The sequence below is a fragment of the Streptomyces sp. NPDC047081 genome, assembly GCF_040643775.1.
GTDB lineage: Bacteria > Actinomycetota > Actinomycetes > Streptomycetales > Streptomycetaceae > Streptomyces.
Genome location: NZ_JBEYUY010000008.1, coordinates 107,931 through 128,923 on the forward strand (window position 1 = coordinate 107,931; position 20,993 = coordinate 128,923).

Here is a 20,993-nt window from a genome sequence, read left to right on the forward strand (position 1 = left end):
CTCGCCCGCAGGGCGTTGCGGCCGGAATCCGGGAGAGTCACCATGATCCCTTCATCCGTCTCACGCCATCCGGTGTTCTGGGCCACCGTGCCGGTCCTGTGCGGGGCGCTCGCCGGCAGCGGTCTCGTGTCGACGCCGGCCGCGGCCAACGTGCTGCTGGACGAGCCGACCGCCGTGTCCGGATACACCTACGTGGAACGGCACAGCACGTACGACTCCGGTTCCTCGCGGGACGTCAGCGCCCCGTGCCCCAGCGGCAAGGTGGTGCTGGCCGGCGGAGTGAGCTTCGTCGGCGGCAAGCGGGGCGTGCTGCTGCGCGGCTCGTACCCGGTCCACTCGTCCGCCGGGGACGGATGGACCGCCTCGGCCGAGGAGGTCGGAGCCGGCACCACCGCCAACTGGCAGCTGCGAGCCTACGCGGTGTGCGCCGACAAGCCGGCCGGGCTGACGTACAAGCAGGCCACCTCGGCGTTCGACTCCTTCAGCCCCAAGACCGTGGCCGTCGCCTGCCCGGCCTCCACCCGGCTGATCGGACTCGGCGCACGGGTCACGGGCGCCGACCACCGGGTCGGCGTCAACTCCATCACCCTCACCCGACGGCTCAGGGTGGGCTACGCACGGGCCGGTGAGGCGGTTCCCACAGCCCGGCGGTGGGCTTTGACGACCTACGCGGTGTGCGCCAAACCGCTGGAGCAGACCTTCCACGAAAGCGCCTGGAAGTCCGCCGCCCCTGCGGCCTCGTCGAACACGGCCGTCGCCAGGTGCTGGCCGGGCAGCCGTGCGTACGCCACGGGGCTGGTCTTCTCCGGGAGCAGCGCCACCCTCGACCGGCTCGCCCCGGTGGAGCTGCGTCCGACGTCGATCCCGCCCGCTCCGGCCGAAGGGCGGGTGGGTCTGACCGAACTGGCGCCGGGGACGCCCGCCACCTGGTCGCTCAAGGCGCAGGTGATCTGCGTCCGCTGAGTCTCCGGCACGGGTGTGTGGGGTGCCGGAGTCGGCTCCCCGCACCCTCGTGAACGCATGCACAAGCGGCCCCCCTACGATGGACGGCGTGCCAAACGTGACCCGCGCCGACGCCGTAGCCGCCGTGCGCAACCCGCTCGCCTTCATCGCCGCACGCTGGACGCCGACCCCGAGGACGGTTCAGCGGGCGGCGCTCGCCGCGCTCGTCATGTCCGTCGTCATCGTCGTCACCGGCGGTGCGGTGCGGCTGACCGGGTCCGGGCTCGGCTGCCCGACCTGGCCCAAGTGCACGGACGACTCGCTCACCACGACCAGCGCGATGGGCGTGCACGGCATGATCGAGTTCGGCAACCGCATGCTGACGTACGTGCTGTGCGCGGCCGTCGGCTGGGCGATCATCGCGGCGCGTTCCGAGAAGCCGTACCGCCGGAGCCTGACCCGGCTCGGCTGGGCGCAGTTCTGGATCGTGATGAGCAACGCGATCCTGGGCGGCATCGTGGTGCTCGTCGGGCTCAACCCGTACACCGTCGCGGCGCACTTCCTGCTCTCCTCCGGGCTGATCGCGGTCGCCACGGTGATGTGGCAGCGGACGCGGGAGGGCGACGGGGCGGCCCGGCCGCTGGTCGGCAAGCCGGTGCAGCAGATGGTGTGGTTCCTGGTGCTCGCCTCCGTGCTGCTGATCGCGGTGGGCACGGTGGTGACCGGTTCCGGGCCGCACGCGGGCGACTCCAGCGAGGTCGAGCGGATGCCGCTGGACTGGGAGACGGTCAGCAAGCTGCACGCCGTACTGGCGTGGATCGTGGTGACGTTGACGTTCGCCCTGTGGTTCGTCCTCAAGGCGGTCGACGCCCCCAAGGGGCCCCTCGACCGCACCCGCGAGCTCTTCCTGATCCTGCTGTCCCAGGGTGTCATCGGATACGTCCAGTACTTCACGAACCTCCCCGAGGCCCTGGTCGCCCTGCACATGCTCGGCTCGGGGCTGGTGTGGATCGGCGTGCTGAGGGTGCTGCTCGCGATGCGGGAGCGACCGCAGGCCGAGGTGCAGCTGCCGGGGCCGGCCCAGTCGGGGTCAGCGGTCGGGGCCGGGGTCTGAGGAGCCGCCCGGCGTGTTCGCGTCGGGGTCGGGGCGGACCAGTCCCTCGCCGGGGCTGTCCTTCGGGGGCGTCAGCAGCATGTTGAACACGTCCCGCAGCTTGTCGACCGTCTGCCGCGAGAACATCCCGACCAGCGCGGCGACCGCTGCCATGCCGTACGGGTTGATGTCGGCGGACGACGCCATGCTCGTGGTGAGCCCGCCGCGCAGCACGCAGTAGACGACGAGCGCGAGGGCGGCGCCGACGAAGGGCTCGATGACGTACATCGGGATCCAGCTGCGCCGCAGCCGACGGTCGCCGACGTACTCGTAGGCCGAGCGCAGGACGTGGATGACGGCGCCCAGGCCCCCGGCCGCCGTCACGACCACGAAGAGCCGTGTGTCGCGCAGCAGCCGGGGCGTCCAGAAGAGGATCCGTGTCCGGTCGGCCTTCTCCGCGCCGCCGCCCGGTGCGACGGGTGGTGGCCAGGCCTGCACCAGCGCGGTGGCGAGCGCGACGGTCAGGAGCAGCAGTACGGCGATGATCACGACGACGTCCCGCGCCGACGCGAACTCCGTGCCCACGGTCATCTCCGCGGGCCGCGGTTCACGAGCCGGCCCCGGTCTTCCCGTCTCCCCCTCCGTCACCGCGACTCCCCCGTCCGTCGGTCCGTCAGTCCGTGCCGGACACCTGGGCCTCGGCCAGACCGGCCTGTTCCAGGCAGGTCACGCCGCGCGGGGTGATGGTCCAGGCGTTGTGCCGCCACTGCCGGCTCTTCATGGCCACGCCGGACGACGTCAGTTTGCGGCCGACCCGGCTGACCTCGGTGATGTCCACCTTGAGGCGGTCGGCGAGCTGCTCGTTGCTGAGGCCCGGCTCGCGGGCGATCTCCGTCAGGAAGCGGGCGGCATGGCCATGGGGGTCGAGGTTGAGCTGAAGTCCGGAGGGCAGTCGGCGCAACGCCCAGAAGGCGATGTCGATCTGGCCCAGCAGCCGGCCGCGCTGCTCGGCCACCTTGGGGTTGTCGCGATCGGGTACGAGCTGTCCGTACAGGCGTCGCAGTCCGTCGTGGGCCGCGCGCAGGGCCGGCTCGTCGGCGGCCAGGGAGGCGTCGGTGATGAGCATGCCGAGGGCGGCGAAGGATCCCTCCGACATCCCGTAGTCCAACTGCATGTCGTCGATCAGATCTCGTACCTCGGTCGCCCGCTCGCTCATGGTCGTCCCCCGATCTCCAGTCCGGTGTCCCTTCCTCCCCTCCACCATGAAGCGACGTCAAGTGACTGTCAAGTGACCATCCATGATTCTTTACGGAGATCACCGAGTCCCATTCGTTACACATCCATTGACACACTCAATGCGCATATGCGGCGACCCCCGTTAACATCTGGTTCACGCGCTTCACGCATCGGGGGGATGAATCATGGACGATAAAGCGTCGCGCGATGCGGACCATTCGATCAGCGGGGTTGAATTATCGGCGGATCCGGCCGACCTCTTCGTGATTCTTTACGATCTGCTTCCGGAAGAGCGCTTCCGTGGCAACGAAGCGATCGATTGGTTTCAGAATTCGACCGTCAGGGGATTCGCGGACCACGTCTGCAAGCAGGTGCTGCGGACCGGCCGCGTCACCGAGCGACTGGCGGGCGAGATCGACCGCGAGATCGACAACCATCCCCACCGGGGCATGTTCGCCACCCTCGTCGGGCTCGACTGGGCCCTGGCCGTGGCCAACCCGTTCAGCCCGGCCTACGACGACGCGGCCATGTCCTCGCTGCGCGTCCGTTATGTCCTTCGCGGCCATTTCAACAACCCCCGGGAGACGACCGGGCTCCTGCTGCCCCGCTGCGCAAGGCCGGGAAAGGTCATGTCGGAGTGGGAGCACAAGGCGGACTTCTTCGGTGTGCACCGGGTCACCCAAAGCGACTGTGATCGAATTCGACTGGAGCGGATACCGAGCCGCAACGATCCGGGATTCACGGCGGGAGAAACAATTTCGGTCGGCGCCGTGCCAATGCTGCAGAATTACGACGATCTGGTGTTCGAATGGCCTAGGAGGGGACCGGGCAGGCGATACCGGATCAGCCCTTCGAAGGACCTGGGCGACCGCTTCGGCGAGGTGATCCGGAACCTCCGGGAATCCGGCGCCGAGATAGGGGTCCTGCCCGAGAGCACGGTGTCCAAGCTGCTGGTACCGCGATGGGAGAGCCGGCTCAGGGAACTGCCCAAGGACAGCCGCCTGCGGTGGCTCCTGCTCGGCACCGGCCCGGCCGAGGACACCAACCCGCCGCCCAACCGGGCCGTACTGGTGGACTGCCGTACCGGCGAGACGATCCTGGAGCAGGACAAGATGGCGGGCTTCACCCTGACCGCCGACCTGGCCGAGCAGTGGCGGCTGCCCGGGGGCCCGCACCGGGGGCCCGCCCGCGAGGACATCTCCCGAGGGCTCGACATCACCGTGCTGGACAGCTCGCTGGGCCGCCTCGCCGTCCTGATCTGTGAGGACGTCAAGCAGACCGTCCCCTGGGCGGCCAAGCTCCAGGCCCTCGGTGTCTCGCACATCCTCGTCCCGCTGTTCGCCGCCCCGATCCAGCGGGCGAGGGCCCAGTGGGAGCGCCAGGCGGCGCAGCGCTGCGTCGAGGAGTTCGGCGCCTGGGTGGTCCTCTCCAACAGCCTCGCCGTCGGCGCGGAGTGGGACGCACCGCCCTATCTCGAAGCGGGGGACGGCTTCAACTGCGCCGTGGTGGGCCCTCCCGAGCGCAGGGCGACCACTTACGCGGAGCTTTACGACACCCAGCTCTGCCGTGCCGACAGCGCCGTGGACCCGTCTCGCGTGCAGTACCGCAACGGCATCCCGGTCACCGCCGAGGACGGCGAGCCGCTGCCCCTTCCGAGCGTGCGAGCGGGCTGGTCGGACATGGAACCGACCTGGGCGGACGTGGACGAGGAGCCGGACTGGGGAGAGGCCGGATAGCGCACGCGCGCCGGCGAGCAGGGGCACCTGGACCACGTGCTTCACCGCTCTGGGCGGGTCTCACTCCACCCCGTAAACCCGCCGCGCGTTCCCCGCCGCCACCATCCCCGCCACCCGCTGCGCGTCCGCCAGCGACCACGCCCCCTCCGCCACCCAGCCGCCCAGCACCCGCCCCAGCGCCTCCCGGAACAGCCGTGCCCCCACCACATGCAGCTCCGGCAGGCCGTGCGCGCCGCTGGAGAAGAGGATCTTGCCGAAGGGCGCCAGTTCCAGGAGCTCGGCGAGGACCGTGGCCGCGCGGGCGCCGGTGCGGACCAGGGCCGCGCCCGAGTCGGCGTACACGTGCGGGAAGACGCCGGCGAGGTGGGCGGCGTGGCGGTGGTACGGGTAGCCGTGCAGCAGGATCAGGTCGGTGCCGAGGCCGGCCGTCGCGCGGACGAAGTCCGTCAGGAGCACGGGGTCCGTGCGGTCGATGCGCTGGCCCGGTTCGCCCAGCCCGGCGTGCAGTTGGAGCGGCAGCCCCGAGGCGACGGCGATCCACAGCAGGTGCCGTAGCAGAACCGGATCGGTCAGTTCGCCGCCGACCCTGCGGTCCGCCAGCCACCGGCCCGCCGCGCCCCGCACCTCGCCCGGGCCCGGCGGCTCGGGCGCCAGTGCCAGGCCGTGTCGTACCCCCGCGACGGAGGTGAAGGCGACCGCGCTGCCCGCCGCGCCGTGCACCGACTCGGCGAGGTTGGCGAGGAAGGACTCGACCGTGCCGGAGGTGTCGGCGACCTGCTCGGCGAGCAGTTCGAGCCGCACGATCTCGTGGGCGTCGGCCTCGCCCGTGGAGGCCATCTCGGAGGGGCCGATGAGGTCGCCGGGCAGGCCCGTGTCGACCAGGTACGTCGTGATGCCGCTGCCGCGCAGCAGTCTGCGGCCCGTTTCCAGTACGCCGAGTTCACGGCGGCGGGCGAGATAGCGGGCGGGGGAACAGTGCGGTTCCAGGCCGAGTAACGGTGGACACCAGCGTCGTACGGCGAAACCGGTCTGGGTGTCGAAGAGGGTGGTGCCGGGGGCTGGCGGGCCCTCGGTGCGGGCCAGCTGGGCCTCGAAGGTACCGAGGCCCAGTTCCGTGCGCAGTACGCCGTGGCAGTACTGGTCCACGAGGGACGGCGTTTCGATCATCCGGGCTCCCCGACAGGACGCTGCGCTGGCTTACAGGTCCTAACGGGTGAACCGGGCACTAGGTGTTGCTACGACACACCCCGTGCGAATCGCCGAGAGATGTCAGCCGTTGCTCGGGCCGCCCACCTGGATGCCCGCCATGCGCGTCCACTCGTACGGGCCCGTCCTCACCTTCGCCGCGAACTCTCCGTCGAAGTCCTCGTGGACCGTGATGCCGGCCTTCTCGACCGCCTTCTCGGCGAGTTCGTACGAGGGGGCCACCAGGTCGCCCCAGCCGCCGTCCTCGCCAACCAGGACGATCCGGGTGCCGCGCTCGCCGATGTAGGCCAGCTGCCCCTCGGCGCCGCCGTGCTCCTTGGAGAAGGCACTGATCTGCTTCACGAGCCGGGCGATCCTGCGCTCGGCCTTCGCGTCAACCTGCTGCGTGTCTGCCATGCCCAGAATGCTACCGACGGGTACACGCGCGGACGACGTGACCCTCACCTCAGGAAGGGGTCCACCGCGACGGCCACGAAGAGCAGCGAGACGTAGGTGATCGACCAGTGGAACAGGCGCATCTCCTTGAGCTTGCCGCCCGTCACCTCGGCCTTCGCGCGGTTCTGCAGCGCGTGCGCCTCCCACAGCCACCAGCCGCCCGAGGCCAGCGCGACGGTCGTGTAGAACCAGCCGGTGTAGCCGAGGGGGGTCAGGAGCAGGGAGACGGCGACCATCACCCAGCTGTAGACGACGATCTGCCTGGCGACCACCTTGTTGGAGGCGATGACCGGCAGCATCGGCACGCCCACGCGCGCGTAGTCGTCCTTCACCTTCATGGACAGCGGCCAGTAGTGCGGCGGCGTCCAGAAGAAGATGACCAGGAAGAGGATGAGCGGCGCCCAGGAGAGCGAGTCCGTCACGGCCGACCAGCCGATGAGGACCGGCATGCAGCCCGCGATGCCGCCCCACACGATGTTCTGCGAGGTACGGCGTTTGAGGATCATCGTGTAGACGACGACATAGAAGAGGAGCGCGCCGAGGGACAGCCAGGCCGACAGCCAGTTGACGGTGAGGCCGAAGAGGAGTGTCGAGACGACGGCGAGGGTGATGCCGAAGGCGAGGCACTCGCGCGGCGAGACCATGCCGGTGACCAGCGGGCGCTGCGAGGTGCGGTCCATGAGCGCGTCGATGTCGCGGTCGATGTACATGTTCAGCGCGTTGGCGCCGCCCGCCGAGAGGTAGCCGCCGACGCAGGTGAGCAGCACCAGCGTCAGGTCCGGCACGCCCTGCTGGGCGAGGAACATCACCGGAACGGTGGTGATGAGCAGGAGCTCGATGATCCGCGGCTTGGTCAGCGCCACGAACCCCTTGACACGGGCCCCGAACGGCCGGTGACGCGGGCTCTCGCTCGCACCGAGTACACCCGCTGGACGGGATTCGACGGCCGTCACGCACACCCCTACAGAGACATCCCAGCGAGCCTCGGCCGTGTGAAGTCCCGGTAAAGGCTCGCGCGTACCACGCCACTGTAGACGTTGCCCATACCCCGACATTCGCGGGGGTGGGGTCGTGTTGGGAAGGGTCGTACGGAAGGTCGATTGAGCACTCGGATGAGCAGCTCCGTATTCAGTTGCCGAATGCGATCTGCCCAGTCGGGAGGCGGATCCCCCGCGGGCCCGGCAGTCTGGAATGACTCGAAAAATTGCACGTACTCGCGGGGGTAGGCTCGACAACGGCCGGTGGGCGTCCAGTGCGCCGGCATTCGACATGCGTGACATGTGGAGAGGAGCCCTGACCCAGGGTGAGCACCAAGCCGACCACCACAGACCTCGAGTGGACCGAGTTGGACCAGCGGGCCGTGGACACCGCCCGCGTCCTGGCCGCCGACGCCGTACAGAAGGTCGGCAACGGCCATCCGGGTACGGCGATGAGCCTGGCGCCCGCCGCCTACACCCTCTTCCAGAAGGTGATGCGGCACGACCCGGCCGACCCGGAGTGGGTCGCGCGTGACCGCTTCGTGCTGTCCGCCGGCCACTCGTCCCTGACCCTCTACACGCAGCTCTTCCTGGCCGGTTTCGGCCTGGAGCTGGACGACCTCAAGGCCTTCCGCACCTGGGGCTCCAAGACCCCGGGCCACCCGGAGTACGGCCACACCAAGGGCGTGGAGACCACCACCGGCCCGCTGGGCCAGGGTGTCGCCAACGCCGTGGGCATGGCCATGGCCGCCCGCTACGAGCGCGGTCTGTTCGACCCGGAGACCCCGCAGGGCGAGTCCCCCTTCGACCACTTCGTCTACGCGATCGCCGGTGACGGCTGCCTCCAGGAGGGCATCTCCGCCGAGGCCTCCTCGATGGCCGGCCACCAGCAGCTCGGCAACCTGATCCTGCTGTGGGACGACAACCACATCTCGATCGAGGGCGACACCGAGACGGCCGTCTCCGAGGACACCGTCAAGCGCTACGAGGCGTACGGCTGGCATGTGCAGCGCGTCGCGCCGAAGCCGGACGGCGACATCGACCCGCACGCGATCTACAACGCGATCGAGGCCGCGAAGCAGGTGACGGACAAGCCGTCCTTCATCGCGATGCGCTCGATCATCGCCTGGCCCGCCCCGAACGCGCAGAACACCGAGGCCGCCCACGGCTCGGCGCTCGGCGACGACGAGGTGGCCGCCACCAAGCGCGTCCTCGGCTTCGACCCGGAGAAGTCCTTCGAGGTCTCCGACGAGGTCCTCAAGCACACCCGGCAGGCGCTGGAGCGGGGCCGCGAGGCGAAGGCCGAGTGGGAGAAGTCGTTCCAGCTGTGGCGGCAGAACAACCCCGAGCGCGCGGCGGACTTCGACCGCATCAGCAAGGGCGAGCTGCCCACCGGCTGGGAGGAGAAGCTCCCCGTCTTCGAGCCGGGCAAGGGCATCGCGACCCGTGCCGCGTCCGGCAAGGTGCTGCAGGCGCTCGGCGCGGTGATCCCCGAGCTGTGGGGCGGCTCCGCCGACCTCGCGGGCTCGAACAACACGACCATCGACAAGACGAGTTCGTTCCTGCCGGCGGACAACCCGCTGCCGGAGGCGGACCCGTACGGCCGCACGATCCACTTCGGCATCCGCGAGCACTCCATGGCCGCGGAGATGAACGGCATCACCCTGCACGGCAACACCCGTGTCTACGGCGGTACGTTCCTGGTCTTCTCCGACTACATGCGCAACGCCGTCCGCCTGTCGGCGCTGATGCACCTGCCGGTGACGTACGTCTGGACCCACGACTCCATCGGCCTCGGCGAGGACGGCCCGACGCACCAGCCGGTCGAGCACCTGGCCTCGCTGCGCGCGATCCCCGGTCTCAACGTCGTCCGTCCGGCCGACGCCAATGAGACCGCGATCGCCTGGCGCGAGATCCTCAAGCGCTACACCAAGGTCTTCGGCAAGGGCGCCCCGCACGGCCTCGCGCTGACCCGTCAGGGCGTGCCGACGTACGAGCCCAACGAGGACGCGGCCAAGGGTGGTTACGTCCTGTTCGAGGCCGAGGGTGGCGAGGCGGAGGTCATCCTGATCGCCACCGGTTCCGAGGTGCACGTCGCCGTCGAGGCGCGCGAGCAGCTCCAGGCCGACGGGGTGCCGACGCGGGTCGTGTCCATGCCGTCCGTGGAGTGGTTCGAGGAGCAGGACCAGGGGTACCGGGACAGCGTTCTGCCGCCGCACGTGAAGGCGCGGGTCGCGGTCGAGGCCGGGATCGGTCTCACCTGGCACAAGTACGTGGGGGACGCCGGTCGCATCGTTTCCCTGGAGCACTTCGGTGCTTCGGCCGACGCAAAGGTGTTGTTCCGCGAGTTCGGCTTCACTGCCGAGAACGTGGCCGCCAAGGCCCGGGAATCCATCGCCGCCGCCCAGCGCTGACGCTCACATACGACACGTAGGAGATGTAATTCCATGACAGACGCACTCAAGCGCCTCTCCGAGGAAGGCGTCGCGATCTGGCTGGACGACCTGTCGCGCAAGCGGATCACGTCCGGCAACCTCGCCGAGCTGATCGACCAGCAGCACGTCGTGGGCGTCACCACCAACCCGACGATCTTCCAGAAGGCGATCTCTTCGGGCGACGGCTACGAGCAGCAGGTCTCCGACCTCGCCGCCCGCAAGGTCACCGTCGAAGAGGCGATCCGCATGATCACCACGGCGGACGTCCGTGACGCCGCCGACATCCTGCGCCCGGTCTTCGACGCCACCGACGGCCAGGACGGCCGCGTGTCGATCGAGGTCGACCCGCGCCTCGCCCACAACACCAAGGCGACCGTCGCCGAGGCCAAGCAGCTGGCCTGGCTGGTCGACCGTCCGAACACGCTCATCAAGATCCCGGCCACCAAGGCGGGTCTGCCGGCGATCACCGAGGTCATCGGCCTCGGCATCAGCGTCAACGTCACGCTGATCTTCTCGCTGGAGCGCTACCGCGAGGTCATGGACGCGTACCTCTCCGGCCTGGAGAAGGCCAAGGAGCGCGGCCTCGACCTCTCGCTGATCCGCTCGGTCGCGTCCTTCTTCGTGTCCCGCGTGGACACCGAGATCGACAAGCGCCTCGACGCGCTGGGCACCGACGAGGCCAAGGCGCTGCGCGGCAAGGCCGCCGTCGCCAACGCGCGGCTCGCCTACCAGGCGTACGAGGAGGTCTTCTCGTCGGCCCGCTGGAGCGCGCTGGAGAACGCGGGCGCCCGCAAGCAGCGTCCGCTGTGGGCCTCGACCGGCGTGAAGGACCCGGCGTACAAGGCGACCCTCTACGTCGACGACCTGGTGGCGCCGAACACGGTGAACACCATGCCGGAGGCCACCCTGCACGCCACCGAGGAGAGCGGCTCGATCACCGGCAACACCATCGCCGGCACGTACGAGCAGGCCCGCGCCGACATCGACGCCGTCGAGAAGCTCGGTATCTCGTACGACGACGTGGTGCAGCTCCTGGAGGACGAGGGCGTCGAGAAGTTCGAGGCGTCCTGGAACGACCTGCTCAAGTCGACCGAGGCGGAGCTGGAGCGCCTCGCACCCTCGGAGGGCTAAACCTTGTCCCCTCTTTCCGGTTCCGGAGCGAATCCGCTCCGTGACCCCGCCGACCGACGGCTCCCGCGTATCGCGGGGCCGTCGGGCCTGGTCATCTTCGGCGTCACGGGCGATTTGTCCCGAAAGAAGCTCATGCCCGCCGTGTACGACCTCGCGAACCGGGGTCTGCTGCCGCCGGGCTTCTCGCTGGTCGGCTTCGCGCGCCGCGAGTGGGCCAACGAGGACTTCGCGGCCGAGGTCCACGACGCCGTCAAGGAGCACGCCCGCACGCCGTTCCGCGAGGAGGTCTGGCAGCAGCTCATCCAGGGGATGCGCTTCGTCCAGGGCACCTTCGACGACGACGACGCGTTCGAGCGGCTGCGCGGCACCATCGAGGAGCTCGACAAGGCACAGGGCACGGGCGGCAACTTCGCCTTCTACCTGTCGGTGCCGCCGCGCTCCTTCCCGGTCGTCATCCAGCAGCTGAAGAAGCACGGACTGGCCGACCAGTCCTCCGGCTCCTGGCGGCGCGCGGTCATCGAGAAGCCCTTCGGCCACGACCTGAAGTCGGCCGAGGAGCTCAACAAGGTCGTCCACGAGGTCTTCGCCCCGGACCAGGTCTTCCGCATCGACCACTACCTGGGCAAGGAGACCGTCCAGAACATCCTGGCGCTGCGCTTCGCCAACACGATGTTCGAACCGATCTGGAACCGGTCCTTCGTGGACCACGTGCAGATCACCATGGCCGAGGACATCGGCATCGGCGGCCGGGCCGGCTACTACGACGGCATCGGCGCCGCCCGCGACGTGATCCAGAACCACCTCCTCCAGCTGATGGCCCTCACGGCCATGGAGGAGCCCGCCTCCTTCGACGCGGACGCGCTGGCCGCGGAGAAGACCAAGGTGCTCGGCGCGGTACGGCTGCCGAAGGACCTGGGCCGGGACACCGTGCGCGGGCAGTACGCGGCGGGCTGGCAGGGCGGCGAGAAGGCGGTCGGGTACCTCCAGGAGGAGGGCATCGACGCCAACTCGAAGACCGACACGTACGCCGCCATCAAGGTCGAGGTGGACAACCGCCGTTGGGCGGGCGTCCCGTTCTACCTGCGCACCGGCAAGCGCCTCGGCCGCCGGGTCACCGAGATCGCGGTCGTCTTCCAGCGGGCCCCGCACTCCCCCTTCGACCACACGGCGACGGAGGAGCTCGGCAAGAACGCGATCGTCATCCGCGTCCAGCCCGACGAGGGCGTGACGGTCCGCTTCGGCTCGAAGGTGCCGGGCACGTCGATGGAGATCCGGGACGTGTCGATGGACTTCGCCTACGGCGAGTCCTTCACCGAGTCCTCCCCGGAGGCGTACGAGCGGCTGATCCTGGACGTCCTGCTCGGCGACTCGAACCTCTTCCCGCGCACCGAGGAGGTCGAGCTGTCCTGGAAGATCCTCGACCCGATCGAGGAGTACTGGGACACGCACGGCAAGCCCGCCCAGTACCCGTCCGGTACGTGGGGGCCCGTCGAGGCGGACGAAATGCTCGAGCGAGACGGACGGAGCTGGCGCCGGCCATGAAGATAGACCTCACGGACACCACGGCCAGCAAGATCAACAAGGCACTGGTCAAGGGCCGCCGGGCCATCGGCACGCCGGCCGTCGGCATGGTGCTCACGCTGGTCATCGTCACGGACGAGGAGAACGCGTACGACGCGCTGAAGGCCGCGAACGACGCCTCGCGCGAGCACCCCTCGCGCACGCTCGTGGTCATCAAGCGCGTCTCACGCACTCCCCGCGACCGTACGCAGTCCCGGCTGGACGCCGAGGTCCGGGTGGGCGCGGACGCGGGCACCGGCGAGACGGTCGTACTGCGGCTGTACGGCGAGGTGTCCGACCACGCCCAGTCCGTCGTACTGCCCCTGCTGCTGCCGGACGCCCCGGTGGTGGTGTGGTGGCCGGTGAACGCGCCCCTCGACCCGGCGAACGACCCACTGGGCGCCCTCGGCCAGCGCCGGGTGACCGACACCTACGCCGCCGAGCAGCCGGTACGGGAGCTCACGGCCCGCGCCGACACCTACACGCCCGGCGACACCGACCTCTCCTGGACCCGCATCACGCCCTGGCGCTCGATGCTGGCCGCCGCTCTCGACCAGGTCACCTGCGAGGTGGAAGCCGTCGAGGTGGAGGGCGAGGAGTTCAACCCGAGCTGCGAGCTGCTGGCGATGTGGCTGGCGGACCGGCTGGACGTGCCGGTGAAGCGGACGCTGTCGGGCGGGCCGGGGCTGACCGCAGTCCGTATGCACACCGACAGCGGGCCGATCGTGCTGGACCGCGCGGACGGATCCCTGGCGACCCTCTCCATCCAGGGCCAGCCGGACCGTGCGGTGGCGCTGAAGCGGCGCGAGACGGCCGAGCTGATCGCGGAGGAGCTGCGCCGGCTCGACCCGGACGACACATACGCCTCGGCGCTGCGCTTCGGCGTGGAGCGGCTGAACGGGGCGTCGGCGCCCAGGGCCACGGTCGAGAGGGCGATGGCCTCCCTGGAGGAGGCCGTGGCCTCCATGGAGGACGCGGTGGCGTCCGTCGAGGAGAAGGTGGCCTCGGCCAGGGAGGGGGCATCCAAAAGTGCCGGCTCCGCGCCCGAAGGAGAAGCGTCGGACGAAGCCGCTGCTGAAGCTGCCGCACCGGAGGCGGCGGAAGCACCGGTGACGAAGGCGGAACCGGTAACGAAGCCGGACAAGAAGGCGAACGCGTCGTGAGCACACCGCAGCTGGTCGTGCACCGCGACAAGGAACTGATGGCGCAGGCCGCCGCGGCCCGCCTCATCACGAAGATCGTGGACGCACAGGCCTCCCGGGGCTCCGCGTCCGTGGTCCTCACCGGCGGCCGCAACGGCAACGGCCTGCTCGCCGCCCTCGCCGCCGAACCGGCCCGGGACGCGGTGGACTGGGGCCGGCTCGACCTCTGGTGGGGAGACGAGCGCTTCCTCCCGGAGGGCGACCCGGAGCGGAACGTCACGCAGGCCCGCGAGGCCCTGCTGGACTCCGTCCCGCTGGACCCGAAGCGGGTGCACGCCATGCCTGCTTCGGACGACCAGTGGGGCGACGACGTCGACGCGGCGGCCTCCGCCTACGCCGAGGAGCTGGCCCGCGCGGCCGGCCCCGAGAACCACGGCGCGGTGCCCACCTTCGACGTCCTGATGCTGGGCGTCGGCCCGGACACGCACGTGGCCTCGCTGTTCCCGGAACTCCCCGCGGTACGGGAGACCGAGCGCACGGTGGTGGGCGTCCACGGCGCCCCGAAGCCCCCGCCGACCCGAGTGACCCTCACGCTCCCCGCGATCCGCGCGGCCCGCGAGGTCTGGCTCCTGGCGGCCGGCGAGGACAAGGCCCAGGCCGCGGCGATCGCCCTGTCCGGCGCGGGCGAGATCCAGGCCCCGGCGGCGGGCGCACGCGGCCGCCAGCGCACCCTCTGGCTACTCGACTCGACGGCGGCTTCCCAGCTGCCCCGGTCGCTGTATCCGCCGGCGTCGCCGTGAGCGCCTGAAGAGCACAAAGGCACCGACCGGGGTGCGGCGAGGATCTCCTCTCCGCACCCCGTCTCGTCTCACCGGCCGCGCAGCTCCCGGTACTTCGCCACCAGCGCCTTGCTGGACGCGTCCAGGCCCGGCACCTCCGCGCCCTCCGTCAGTGCGGGCTCTACACGCTTGGCGAGCACCTTGCCGAGCTCGACGCCCCACTGGTCGAAGGAGTCGATGTTCCAGACGGCGCCCTGCACGAACACCTTGTGCTCGTAGAGGGCGATCAGCTGCCCGAGCACCGACGGGGTCAGCTCACGGGCGAGGATCGTCGTGGTCGGGTGGTTGCCCTTGAACGTCTTGTGGGCGACCAGCTCCTCCGGCACGCCTTCCGCCCGCACCTCGTCCGGCGTCTTGCCGAAGGCCAACGCCTGCGTCTGCGCGAAGAAGTTGGCCATCAGCAGGTCGTGCTGCGCCTTGAGCCCGTCGCTCAGCTCGGCCACCGGCTCGGCGAAGCCGATGAAGTCCGCCGGGATCAACTTCGTGCCCTGGTGGATGAGTTGGTAGTACGCGTGCTGCCCGTTGGTCCCCGGCGTGCCCCACACCACCGGCCCGGTCTGCCAGTCGACCTCCCGCCCGTCCCGGCCGACGTACTTGCCGTTGGACTCCATGTCCAACTGCTGCAGATACGCCGTGAACTTGGAGAGGTAGTGGCTGTACGGCAGCACCGCGTGCGACTGGGCGTCGTGGAAGTTGCCGTACCAGATGCCCAACAGGCCCAGCAGCAACGGCACGTTGGACTCGGCGGGCGCGGTCCTGAAGTGCTCGTCGACCAGCCGGAAGCCGTCGAGCATCTCACGGAAGCGGTCCGGGCCGATGGCGATCATCAGAGAGAGGCCGATCGCCGAGTCGTACGAGTACCGTCCGCCGACCCAGTCCCAGAACTCGAACATGTTGGCCGTGTCGATGCCGAAGTCGGCGACCTTCTCCGCGTTGGTCGACAGCGCCACGAAGTGCTTGGCGACGGCCTCCTGACCGGCCTTCAGCTCGCCGAGCAGCCAGTCGCGCGCGGAGGTCGCGTTGGTGATCGTCTCGATGGTGGTGAAGGTCTTCGAGGCGATGACGAACAGCGTCTCCGCCGCGTCCAGGTCGCGGGTGGCCTCGTGCAGGTCGGCGCCGTCGACGTTCGACACGAAGCGGACCGTCAGGTCGCGGTCGGTGAACGAACGCAGCACCTCGTACGCCATCGCCGGGCCCAGGTCGGAGCCGCCGATGCCGACGTTGACCACGTTCTTGATGCGCCTGCCGGTGTGGCCGGTCCACTCGCCGGAGCGGACGCGTCCGGCGAAGTCGGCCATCTTGTCGAGGACCGCGTGCACCTTGGGCACGACGTTCTCCCCGTCGACCTCGATCACCGCGTCGCGCGGGGCCCGCAGGGCGGTGTGCAGGACGGCGCGGTCCTCGGTCGTGTTGATCTTCTCGCCGCGGAACATCGCGTCCCGGAGCCCTGCCACGTCGGTGGCGGCGGCCAGCTCGCGCAGCAGCCGCAGGGTCTCGTCGGTGACCAGGTGCTTGGAGTAGTCGACGTACAGGTCGCCGACCTGGAGCCTGTAGCCGGTGCCGCGGTCCGGGTCGGCGGCGAAGAGCTCCCGCAGACCGGTGTCGGCGAGTTCCTCACGGTGCTTGGCCAGCGCGGTCCACTCGGGCGTCTGGTTGAGCCTGGTACGGCCGTCTGCGTTCATGTCCGACTTCAGCCTTCTTTCGTGCCTGTCCCAGCTGTTCCAACCTAGTTGATCAGCGCGGAGCGTGAGCCGTCGTGGCGTCGTCGTCCGGCGCAACAACAGGTACGTCCGGCTGGCGCCCGGGTATCAGCGCGAGGACCGACAGGACGAAGAACGCGGCGGTGAGCAGCGCGGGTGTGTTCAGCCCCCAGGCCGTGGCGACGGCGCCGCCGAGCAGGGCGCCCAGCGGGGCCCCGGCGACGGCCAGGGTGCGGAAGGCGGAGCTGACCCGGCCCAGCAGCTCGGCGGGGGTCCGCTGCTGCATCAGGGTCGTGGTGTTGACGTTCCACACCATGCCCATGAACCCGAAGACGGCCAGCGCCGCCACCGTCGCGGCCAGGCTGCGCACCGAGCCCATGACGACGAGGGCACCGATCTGCACGGTTCCGGCCAGCAGCACGCTCCGCGTCGGGCCGAGCCGGGTGACGATCCGCCGGTTCCCCGCGCCCCCGGCGAGGCCGCCGACGGTGTAGGCGGTGGTCGCCGCCGCGTATCCGGCGGTGCCGGCGTCGAGCCAGCCGGTCACCAGGATCACCAGGGTGGCGATCAGGGCACCCATGCCGATGTTGCACAGGGCCGTCGCGGCACACAGCCCACGCAGGGCCCGGTCGTGCCACAGGGTGCGCATACCGTCGCCGATCTCCCGGCGCAGGGTGCTGCCCACAGGTCTCGGCCCGCGCTCGGGCACCGCGATCCGTAGCGAAGCCATCAGCGCGGCGGCCACCAGAAAGGTCGCCGCGTCCGCCGCGAAGGGCACGGCAGCCCCCGCGGCGATCAGCAGGGGCACCACCGGCGCCCCGATCAGGCCTCCCGCGATCTGCTGCCCGGTCATCAGACGGGCATTCGCGCTGCCGAGCGCGTCCCGGTCGACCAGGGCCGGCAGCAGGGCCGTGGCCGCGTTGTCGAAGAGGGTCTGCAGGGTGGTCAGGGCGAAGGCGAGCGCGATGAGCAGCGCGATGGAGGCGTGACCGAGCGCGACGGCCACCGCGAAGGCGGCGACGAGCAGCCCTCGTACCGCGTCGACCGTCCACATCGCGCGCCGCTGGTCGACCCGGTCCGCGACCGCGCCGCCGAGCAGGCCGAAGACGATCCAGGGCAGATAGCCACAGGCGGTCACGGAGGCGATGAGCAGGGGCCGGTCCGTCAGCGAGGCGGCGAGCAGCGGCAGCGCCGCACCCCACAGCGCGTCCCCGAACCGGGACACCACCGCGGCCGTCCACAACCGCCCGAATCCCCCACGCCACGCAGGCGCGCGCACGCCCGCAGACTCGACCACCGCCACAGCTCCCCCTCCGGTCCCACTCGCCACGAAGGCGATGAACAAACCGTAGAGGGCACCACTGACAATCGGTCCGCGAGCGGCCGGCCACCCGGCCGTGAAACACCTCCGGCCAGGCACCCCTCGGTGCCCGGCCGGCCGTCAACTCCCAGGGCCTGCCCAGCGGATCATGCCGGAGACGCGGGGCTTGGCACGCGCATCTGCCGCGTTGTCGTCACTCGCCGACGCTCCGCGTCGACTCCCTCCTCCGCCTTGCAGCTGCACGCACCAAGCCCCGCTCCCCTGCGCCACATTGGCACCGCCACTTTGCTCCGGCCTGATCCGCCGGGCAGGCCCTAGATCTCGCCCCGCAGTTTGGCGAGCGCCTCGGCGAGGATCGCCTCGCCGTCCGCGTCGCTGCGCCGCTCCCGGACGTACGCGAGGTGCGTCTTGTAGGGCTCGGTGCGCGGCGGGTCCGGCGGGTTGTCCCGGTCCTGTCCGGCCGGGAAGCCACAGCGCGGGCAGTCCCAGGTCTCCGGAACCTGCGCGTCGCTGGCGAAGCTGGGCTGCGTCTCGTGCCCGTTCGAGCACCAGAAGGAGATGCGCAGACGCGGCGCGGACTCGCCGCGCTCGGCCTCGCCCATCGGCCCCGCCCCGACCCGGCTTCCTCGGATCGCGTTGCCACTTGCCACGGTGTAACTCCCTGCGTGATGGTGCCGCGAAGCGAGTCGGCGTGTCGCTTCGTTGCGAGCGCCTCAGTCTACGTAAGGCCCAACGCGCGTCCAGTGATTGGAGTTACAGCCCCCACATCTGGACGCAAGCCCCATGATAGGCCGCGCTCAGCTGCGCGTACCGAACATGGGGCGTTACGTGCGGAATGCAGGTGCTGCGTGTGCGTTGCTGCTCAGCTGTTCGTCTTCATGATGATGCCGAGGACGACAATGCACGCGAACCACAGCAGACCGATCACCAGGGTGATGCGGTCGAGGTTGCGCTCGGCGACCGAGGAGCCGCCGACGGACGACTGCATGCCGCCACCGAACATGTCGGAGAGGCCGCCGCCCTTCCCCTTGTGCATCAGCACCAGCAGCATCAGCAGCAGGCTGAAGACGATCAGGGCGATCGAGAACCCCAAAACCACGGCTGGACCAACTCTCTCGGATTCGGATGAAAAGAACGGGGGCACGGTAGCTGCCTACCATGCCCCCGCAAGGGTACGACGGATCGCCGCTAGGGCCTACTCACTGGTCCCGGAAGCGCACGATCTTGACGAACTCGTCGGCATCCAGCGACGCACCGCCCACCAGGGCCCCGTCGATGTCGGCCTGCGCCATGATCTCGGCGACGTTGCCCGACTTCACGGAGCCGCCGTACTGGATGCGGACCCGGTCGGCCAGCTCCTGGGTGTACAGCTCGGCGACCTTGCCGCGGATGGCGGCGCAGACCTCCTGCGCGTCCTCGGCGCCGCAGACCTTGCCGGTGCCGATGGCCCACACGGGCTCGTAGGCGATCACGACGGACTCGGCCTGCTCGGCCGGGAGGTCCTTGAGGCCGCCCTCGACCTGGGTGAGGGTGTGCGAGACGTGGTTGCCCGCCTCGCGGACCTCCAGCTCCTCGCCGACGCACAGGATCGGGGTCAGGCCGTGCTTGTAGGCGGCCTTGACCTTGGCGTTGACGATCTCGTCGGTCTCCGCGTGGTACTGGCGGCGCTCGGAGTGGCCGATGACCACGTACGTGCACTTCAGCTTGGCCAGCATGGGGCCCGAGATCTCGCCGGTGTAGGCGCCGGAGTCGTGCTGCGAGATGTCCTGGGCGCCGTACTTGATCTTGAGCTTGTCGCCGTCGACGAGGGTCTGCACGGAGCGCAGGTCGGTGAAGGGCGGCAGGACGGCGACCTCTACGGCCTCGTAGTCCTTGTCGGCCAGGGCGAAGGCGAGCTTCTGGACGTGCGCGATGGCCTCGAGGTGGTTGAGGTTCATCTTCCAGTTGCCCGCCATGATCGGCGTGCGCGTGCTCATAAAGGGTCAGTCCTCCAGTGCGGCGAGCCCGGGGAGCGTCTTGCCCTCGAGGTATTCGAGGGAGGCGCCGCCACCGGTAGAGATGTGGCCGAATGCGGTCTCGTCGAAGCCCAGGATGCGGACGGCCGCGGCGGAGTCGCCACCGCCGACCACCGTGAAGGCCTGGGAGTCGAGGAGAGCCTGGGCGACCGCCTTGGTGCCCTCGGCGAACTCGGGGTGCTCGAAGACGCCCATCGGGCCGTTCCAGAAGACGGTGGCGGCGTCGGTGATCTTCGAGGCGTACAGCTTGCCGGAGGCCGGACCGATGTCCAGGCCCATCCGGTCGGCCGGGATGGCGTCCGCGGCGACGGTGGTGGCGTCGGCCGGGGCCTTGGTCTTCAGGTCCGGGAACGCGGGGGCGACCACTGCGTCGACCGGCAGGACCAGCTCGACGCCGGTCTTCTCGGCGCGCTCGATGTACTCCAGGACCGCCGGGATCTGGTCCTCCTGGAGGAGGGAGGCGCCGACCTCGTGGCCCTTGGCCTTGAGGAAGGTGAAGGCCATGCCGCCGCCGATGAGGATGCGGTCGGCCCTGCCGAGCAGCTCGTCGATGACGGCGAGCTTGTCGGAGACCTTGGCGCCGCCGAGGACGACCACGTAGGGCCGCTGGACCTCGTCGGTGAGCTTCTTCAGGACGCCGACCTCGGTGGCGATGAGGTAGCCGGCGTAGTGCGGCAGCCGGGCCGGGAGGTCGTACACGGAGGCGTGCTTGCGGTGCACCGCACCGAAGCCGTCGCCGACGTAGACGTCCGCGAGGGCGGCCAGCTGGTCCGCGAACTCGCCGCGCTCGGTGTCGTCCTTGGACGTCTCACCGGCGTTGAAGCGCAGGTTCTCGATGACCGCGACCTGGCCGGGCTGCAGCCCGTTCACCGCGTCGTGGGCGGCGGGGCCGACGGTGTCCTGGGCGAACGCGACCGGGGCGCCGAGGAGTTCGGCGAGCCGCTCGGCGGCCGGGAGCAGGGAGAACGCCGGGTCCGGGGCGCCCTTGGGACGGCCGAGGTGGGAGGCGACGACCACCTTGGCGCCCGCCTCGGCGAGGGCCTTGACGGTGGGCAGTACGGCGCGGATGCGGCCGTCGTCGGTGATGAGGCCGTCGGCGAGCGGCACGTTGAGGTCGGCGCGGACGAAGACCCGCTTGTTGTCCACGCCTTCGGCGAGAAGTTCGTCGATCGTCTTCATGAGGGAGGCTCCTGGTGAGGGTTGCTCTGATCGTACGAGGGCTGCT

The 20,993-nt window shown here is 70.0% G+C and carries 19 protein-coding genes; 8 read left to right on the forward strand and 11 right to left on the reverse strand.

The annotated features are described in order from the left end of the window. The first annotated feature begins 42 nt into the window (after positions 1-42). Together ABZ848_RS17455 and ABZ848_RS17460 are read left to right on the forward strand one after the other, a co-directional pair. On the forward strand, positions 43-963 hold the full coding sequence (locus ABZ848_RS17455) for a hypothetical protein (RefSeq protein WP_360832232.1): 921 nt from the start codon (positions 43-45) through the stop codon (positions 961-963). Positions 964-1,042: 79 nt separating this feature from the next. Beyond that, entirely contained in the window at positions 1,043-2,056 is a 1,014-nt protein-coding gene (locus ABZ848_RS17460; protein ID WP_360832235.1) for a COX15/CtaA family protein, read from the forward strand. Here ABZ848_RS17460 and ABZ848_RS17465 read toward each other — a convergent pair. Then, a complete protein-coding gene (locus ABZ848_RS17465) occupies positions 2,033-2,620 on the reverse strand; it encodes a hypothetical protein (RefSeq protein WP_360832238.1) in 588 nt (195 codons plus the stop codon). The two genes, ABZ848_RS17460 and ABZ848_RS17465, sit on opposite strands and share 24 nt — an antisense overlap. Before the next feature lie 88 nt (positions 2,621-2,708). After that, positions 2,709-3,251, reverse strand: coding sequence for a hypothetical protein (locus ABZ848_RS17470; protein ID WP_360832241.1), 543 nt, complete (start codon positions 3,249-3,251; stop codon positions 2,709-2,711). 205 nt (positions 3,252-3,456) lie between these two features. Here ABZ848_RS17470 and ABZ848_RS17475 point away from each other — a divergent pair, with 205 nt between their 5' ends. Beyond that, positions 3,457-5,007, forward strand: a complete 1,551-nt coding sequence (locus ABZ848_RS17475) for a hypothetical protein (protein ID WP_360832244.1) — start codon at positions 3,457-3,459, stop codon at positions 5,005-5,007. 60 nt (positions 5,008-5,067) lie between these two features. Here the strand turns inward: ABZ848_RS17475 and ABZ848_RS17480 are convergent, their stop codons facing one another. From ABZ848_RS17480 to ABZ848_RS17490, 3 genes are all read right to left on the reverse strand, one after another. Continuing rightward, positions 5,068-6,174 (reverse strand): amidohydrolase family protein, encoded by a 1,107-nt coding sequence (locus ABZ848_RS17480; RefSeq protein WP_360832246.1) that lies wholly within the window; start codon positions 6,172-6,174, stop codon positions 5,068-5,070. Positions 6,175-6,276: 102 nt separating this feature from the next. Next, positions 6,277-6,609, reverse strand: a complete 333-nt coding sequence (locus ABZ848_RS17485; protein ID WP_360832248.1) for a hypothetical protein — start codon at positions 6,607-6,609, stop codon at positions 6,277-6,279. A gap of 44 nt (positions 6,610-6,653) precedes the next feature. After that, positions 6,654-7,607: a heme o synthase gene (locus tag ABZ848_RS17490; RefSeq protein ID WP_360832251.1), complete on the reverse strand. Its 954-nt coding sequence runs from the start codon at positions 7,605-7,607 to the stop codon at positions 6,654-6,656. Between the two features lie 344 nt (positions 7,608-7,951). On the opposite strand from ABZ848_RS17490, the gene tkt reads away from it, so the two are divergent. From tkt to pgl, 5 genes are read left to right on the forward strand one after another with little or no spacing between them, the layout of a single operon-like run. Further along, on the forward strand, positions 7,952-10,039 hold the full coding sequence (gene tkt, locus ABZ848_RS17495; RefSeq protein ID WP_360832254.1) for a transketolase: 2,088 nt from the start codon (positions 7,952-7,954) through the stop codon (positions 10,037-10,039). A gap of 33 nt (positions 10,040-10,072) precedes the next feature. After that, positions 10,073-11,191 (forward strand): transaldolase, encoded by a 1,119-nt coding sequence (tal, locus tag ABZ848_RS17500; RefSeq protein WP_360832257.1) that lies wholly within the window; start codon positions 10,073-10,075, stop codon positions 11,189-11,191. A 3-nt stretch (positions 11,192-11,194) separates the two neighbouring features. After that, positions 11,195-12,733, forward strand: a complete 1,539-nt coding sequence (gene zwf / locus ABZ848_RS17505) for a glucose-6-phosphate dehydrogenase (protein WP_360832260.1) — start codon at positions 11,195-11,197, stop codon at positions 12,731-12,733. Continuing rightward, the gene (gene opcA / locus ABZ848_RS17510; RefSeq protein WP_360832263.1) at positions 12,730-13,914 is read left to right on the forward strand and encodes a glucose-6-phosphate dehydrogenase assembly protein OpcA; all 1,185 of its coding nucleotides are present in this window, start codon (positions 12,730-12,732) and stop codon (positions 13,912-13,914) included. Before zwf ends, opcA begins: the two co-directional genes overlap by 4 nt. Continuing rightward, positions 13,911-14,693: a 6-phosphogluconolactonase gene (gene pgl / locus ABZ848_RS17515; RefSeq protein ID WP_360832266.1), complete on the forward strand. Its 783-nt coding sequence runs from the start codon at positions 13,911-13,913 to the stop codon at positions 14,691-14,693. Before opcA ends, pgl begins: the two co-directional genes overlap by 4 nt. 68 nt (positions 14,694-14,761) lie before the next feature. Here the strand turns inward: pgl and pgi are convergent, their stop codons facing one another. The 6 genes from pgi to ABZ848_RS17545 all read right to left on the reverse strand — a co-directional run bounded on the left by pgi (position 14,762) and on the right by ABZ848_RS17545 (position 20,947). After that, positions 14,762-16,414, reverse strand: a complete 1,653-nt coding sequence (gene pgi / locus ABZ848_RS17520; protein WP_360832269.1) for a glucose-6-phosphate isomerase — start codon at positions 16,412-16,414, stop codon at positions 14,762-14,764. 52 nt (positions 16,415-16,466) lie between these two features. Then, positions 16,467-17,735: an MFS transporter gene (locus ABZ848_RS17525; RefSeq protein ID WP_360832271.1), complete on the reverse strand. Its 1,269-nt coding sequence runs from the start codon at positions 17,733-17,735 to the stop codon at positions 16,467-16,469. 332 nt (positions 17,736-18,067) lie between these two features. Continuing rightward, positions 18,068-18,355 carry an RNA polymerase-binding protein RbpA gene (locus ABZ848_RS17530; RefSeq protein ID WP_007448238.1) on the reverse strand — a complete coding sequence of 96 codons (288 nt, stop codon included), beginning with the start codon at positions 18,353-18,355 and terminating at the stop codon, positions 18,068-18,070. A 260-nt stretch (positions 18,356-18,615) separates the two neighbouring features. Beyond that, complete coding sequence (secG, locus tag ABZ848_RS17535; protein WP_108013541.1) at positions 18,616-18,852, reverse strand: preprotein translocase subunit SecG; 237 nt, start codon at positions 18,850-18,852, stop codon at positions 18,616-18,618. Between the two features lie 100 nt (positions 18,853-18,952). Beyond that, entirely contained in the window at positions 18,953-19,729 is a 777-nt protein-coding gene (gene tpiA, locus ABZ848_RS17540; RefSeq protein ID WP_360832274.1) for a triose-phosphate isomerase, read from the reverse strand. Positions 19,730-19,735: 6 nt separating this feature from the next. After that, the gene (locus ABZ848_RS17545; RefSeq protein WP_360832277.1) at positions 19,736-20,947 is read right to left on the reverse strand and encodes a phosphoglycerate kinase; all 1,212 of its coding nucleotides are present in this window, start codon (positions 20,945-20,947) and stop codon (positions 19,736-19,738) included. Between the last annotated feature and the right edge of the window lie 46 nt (positions 20,948-20,993).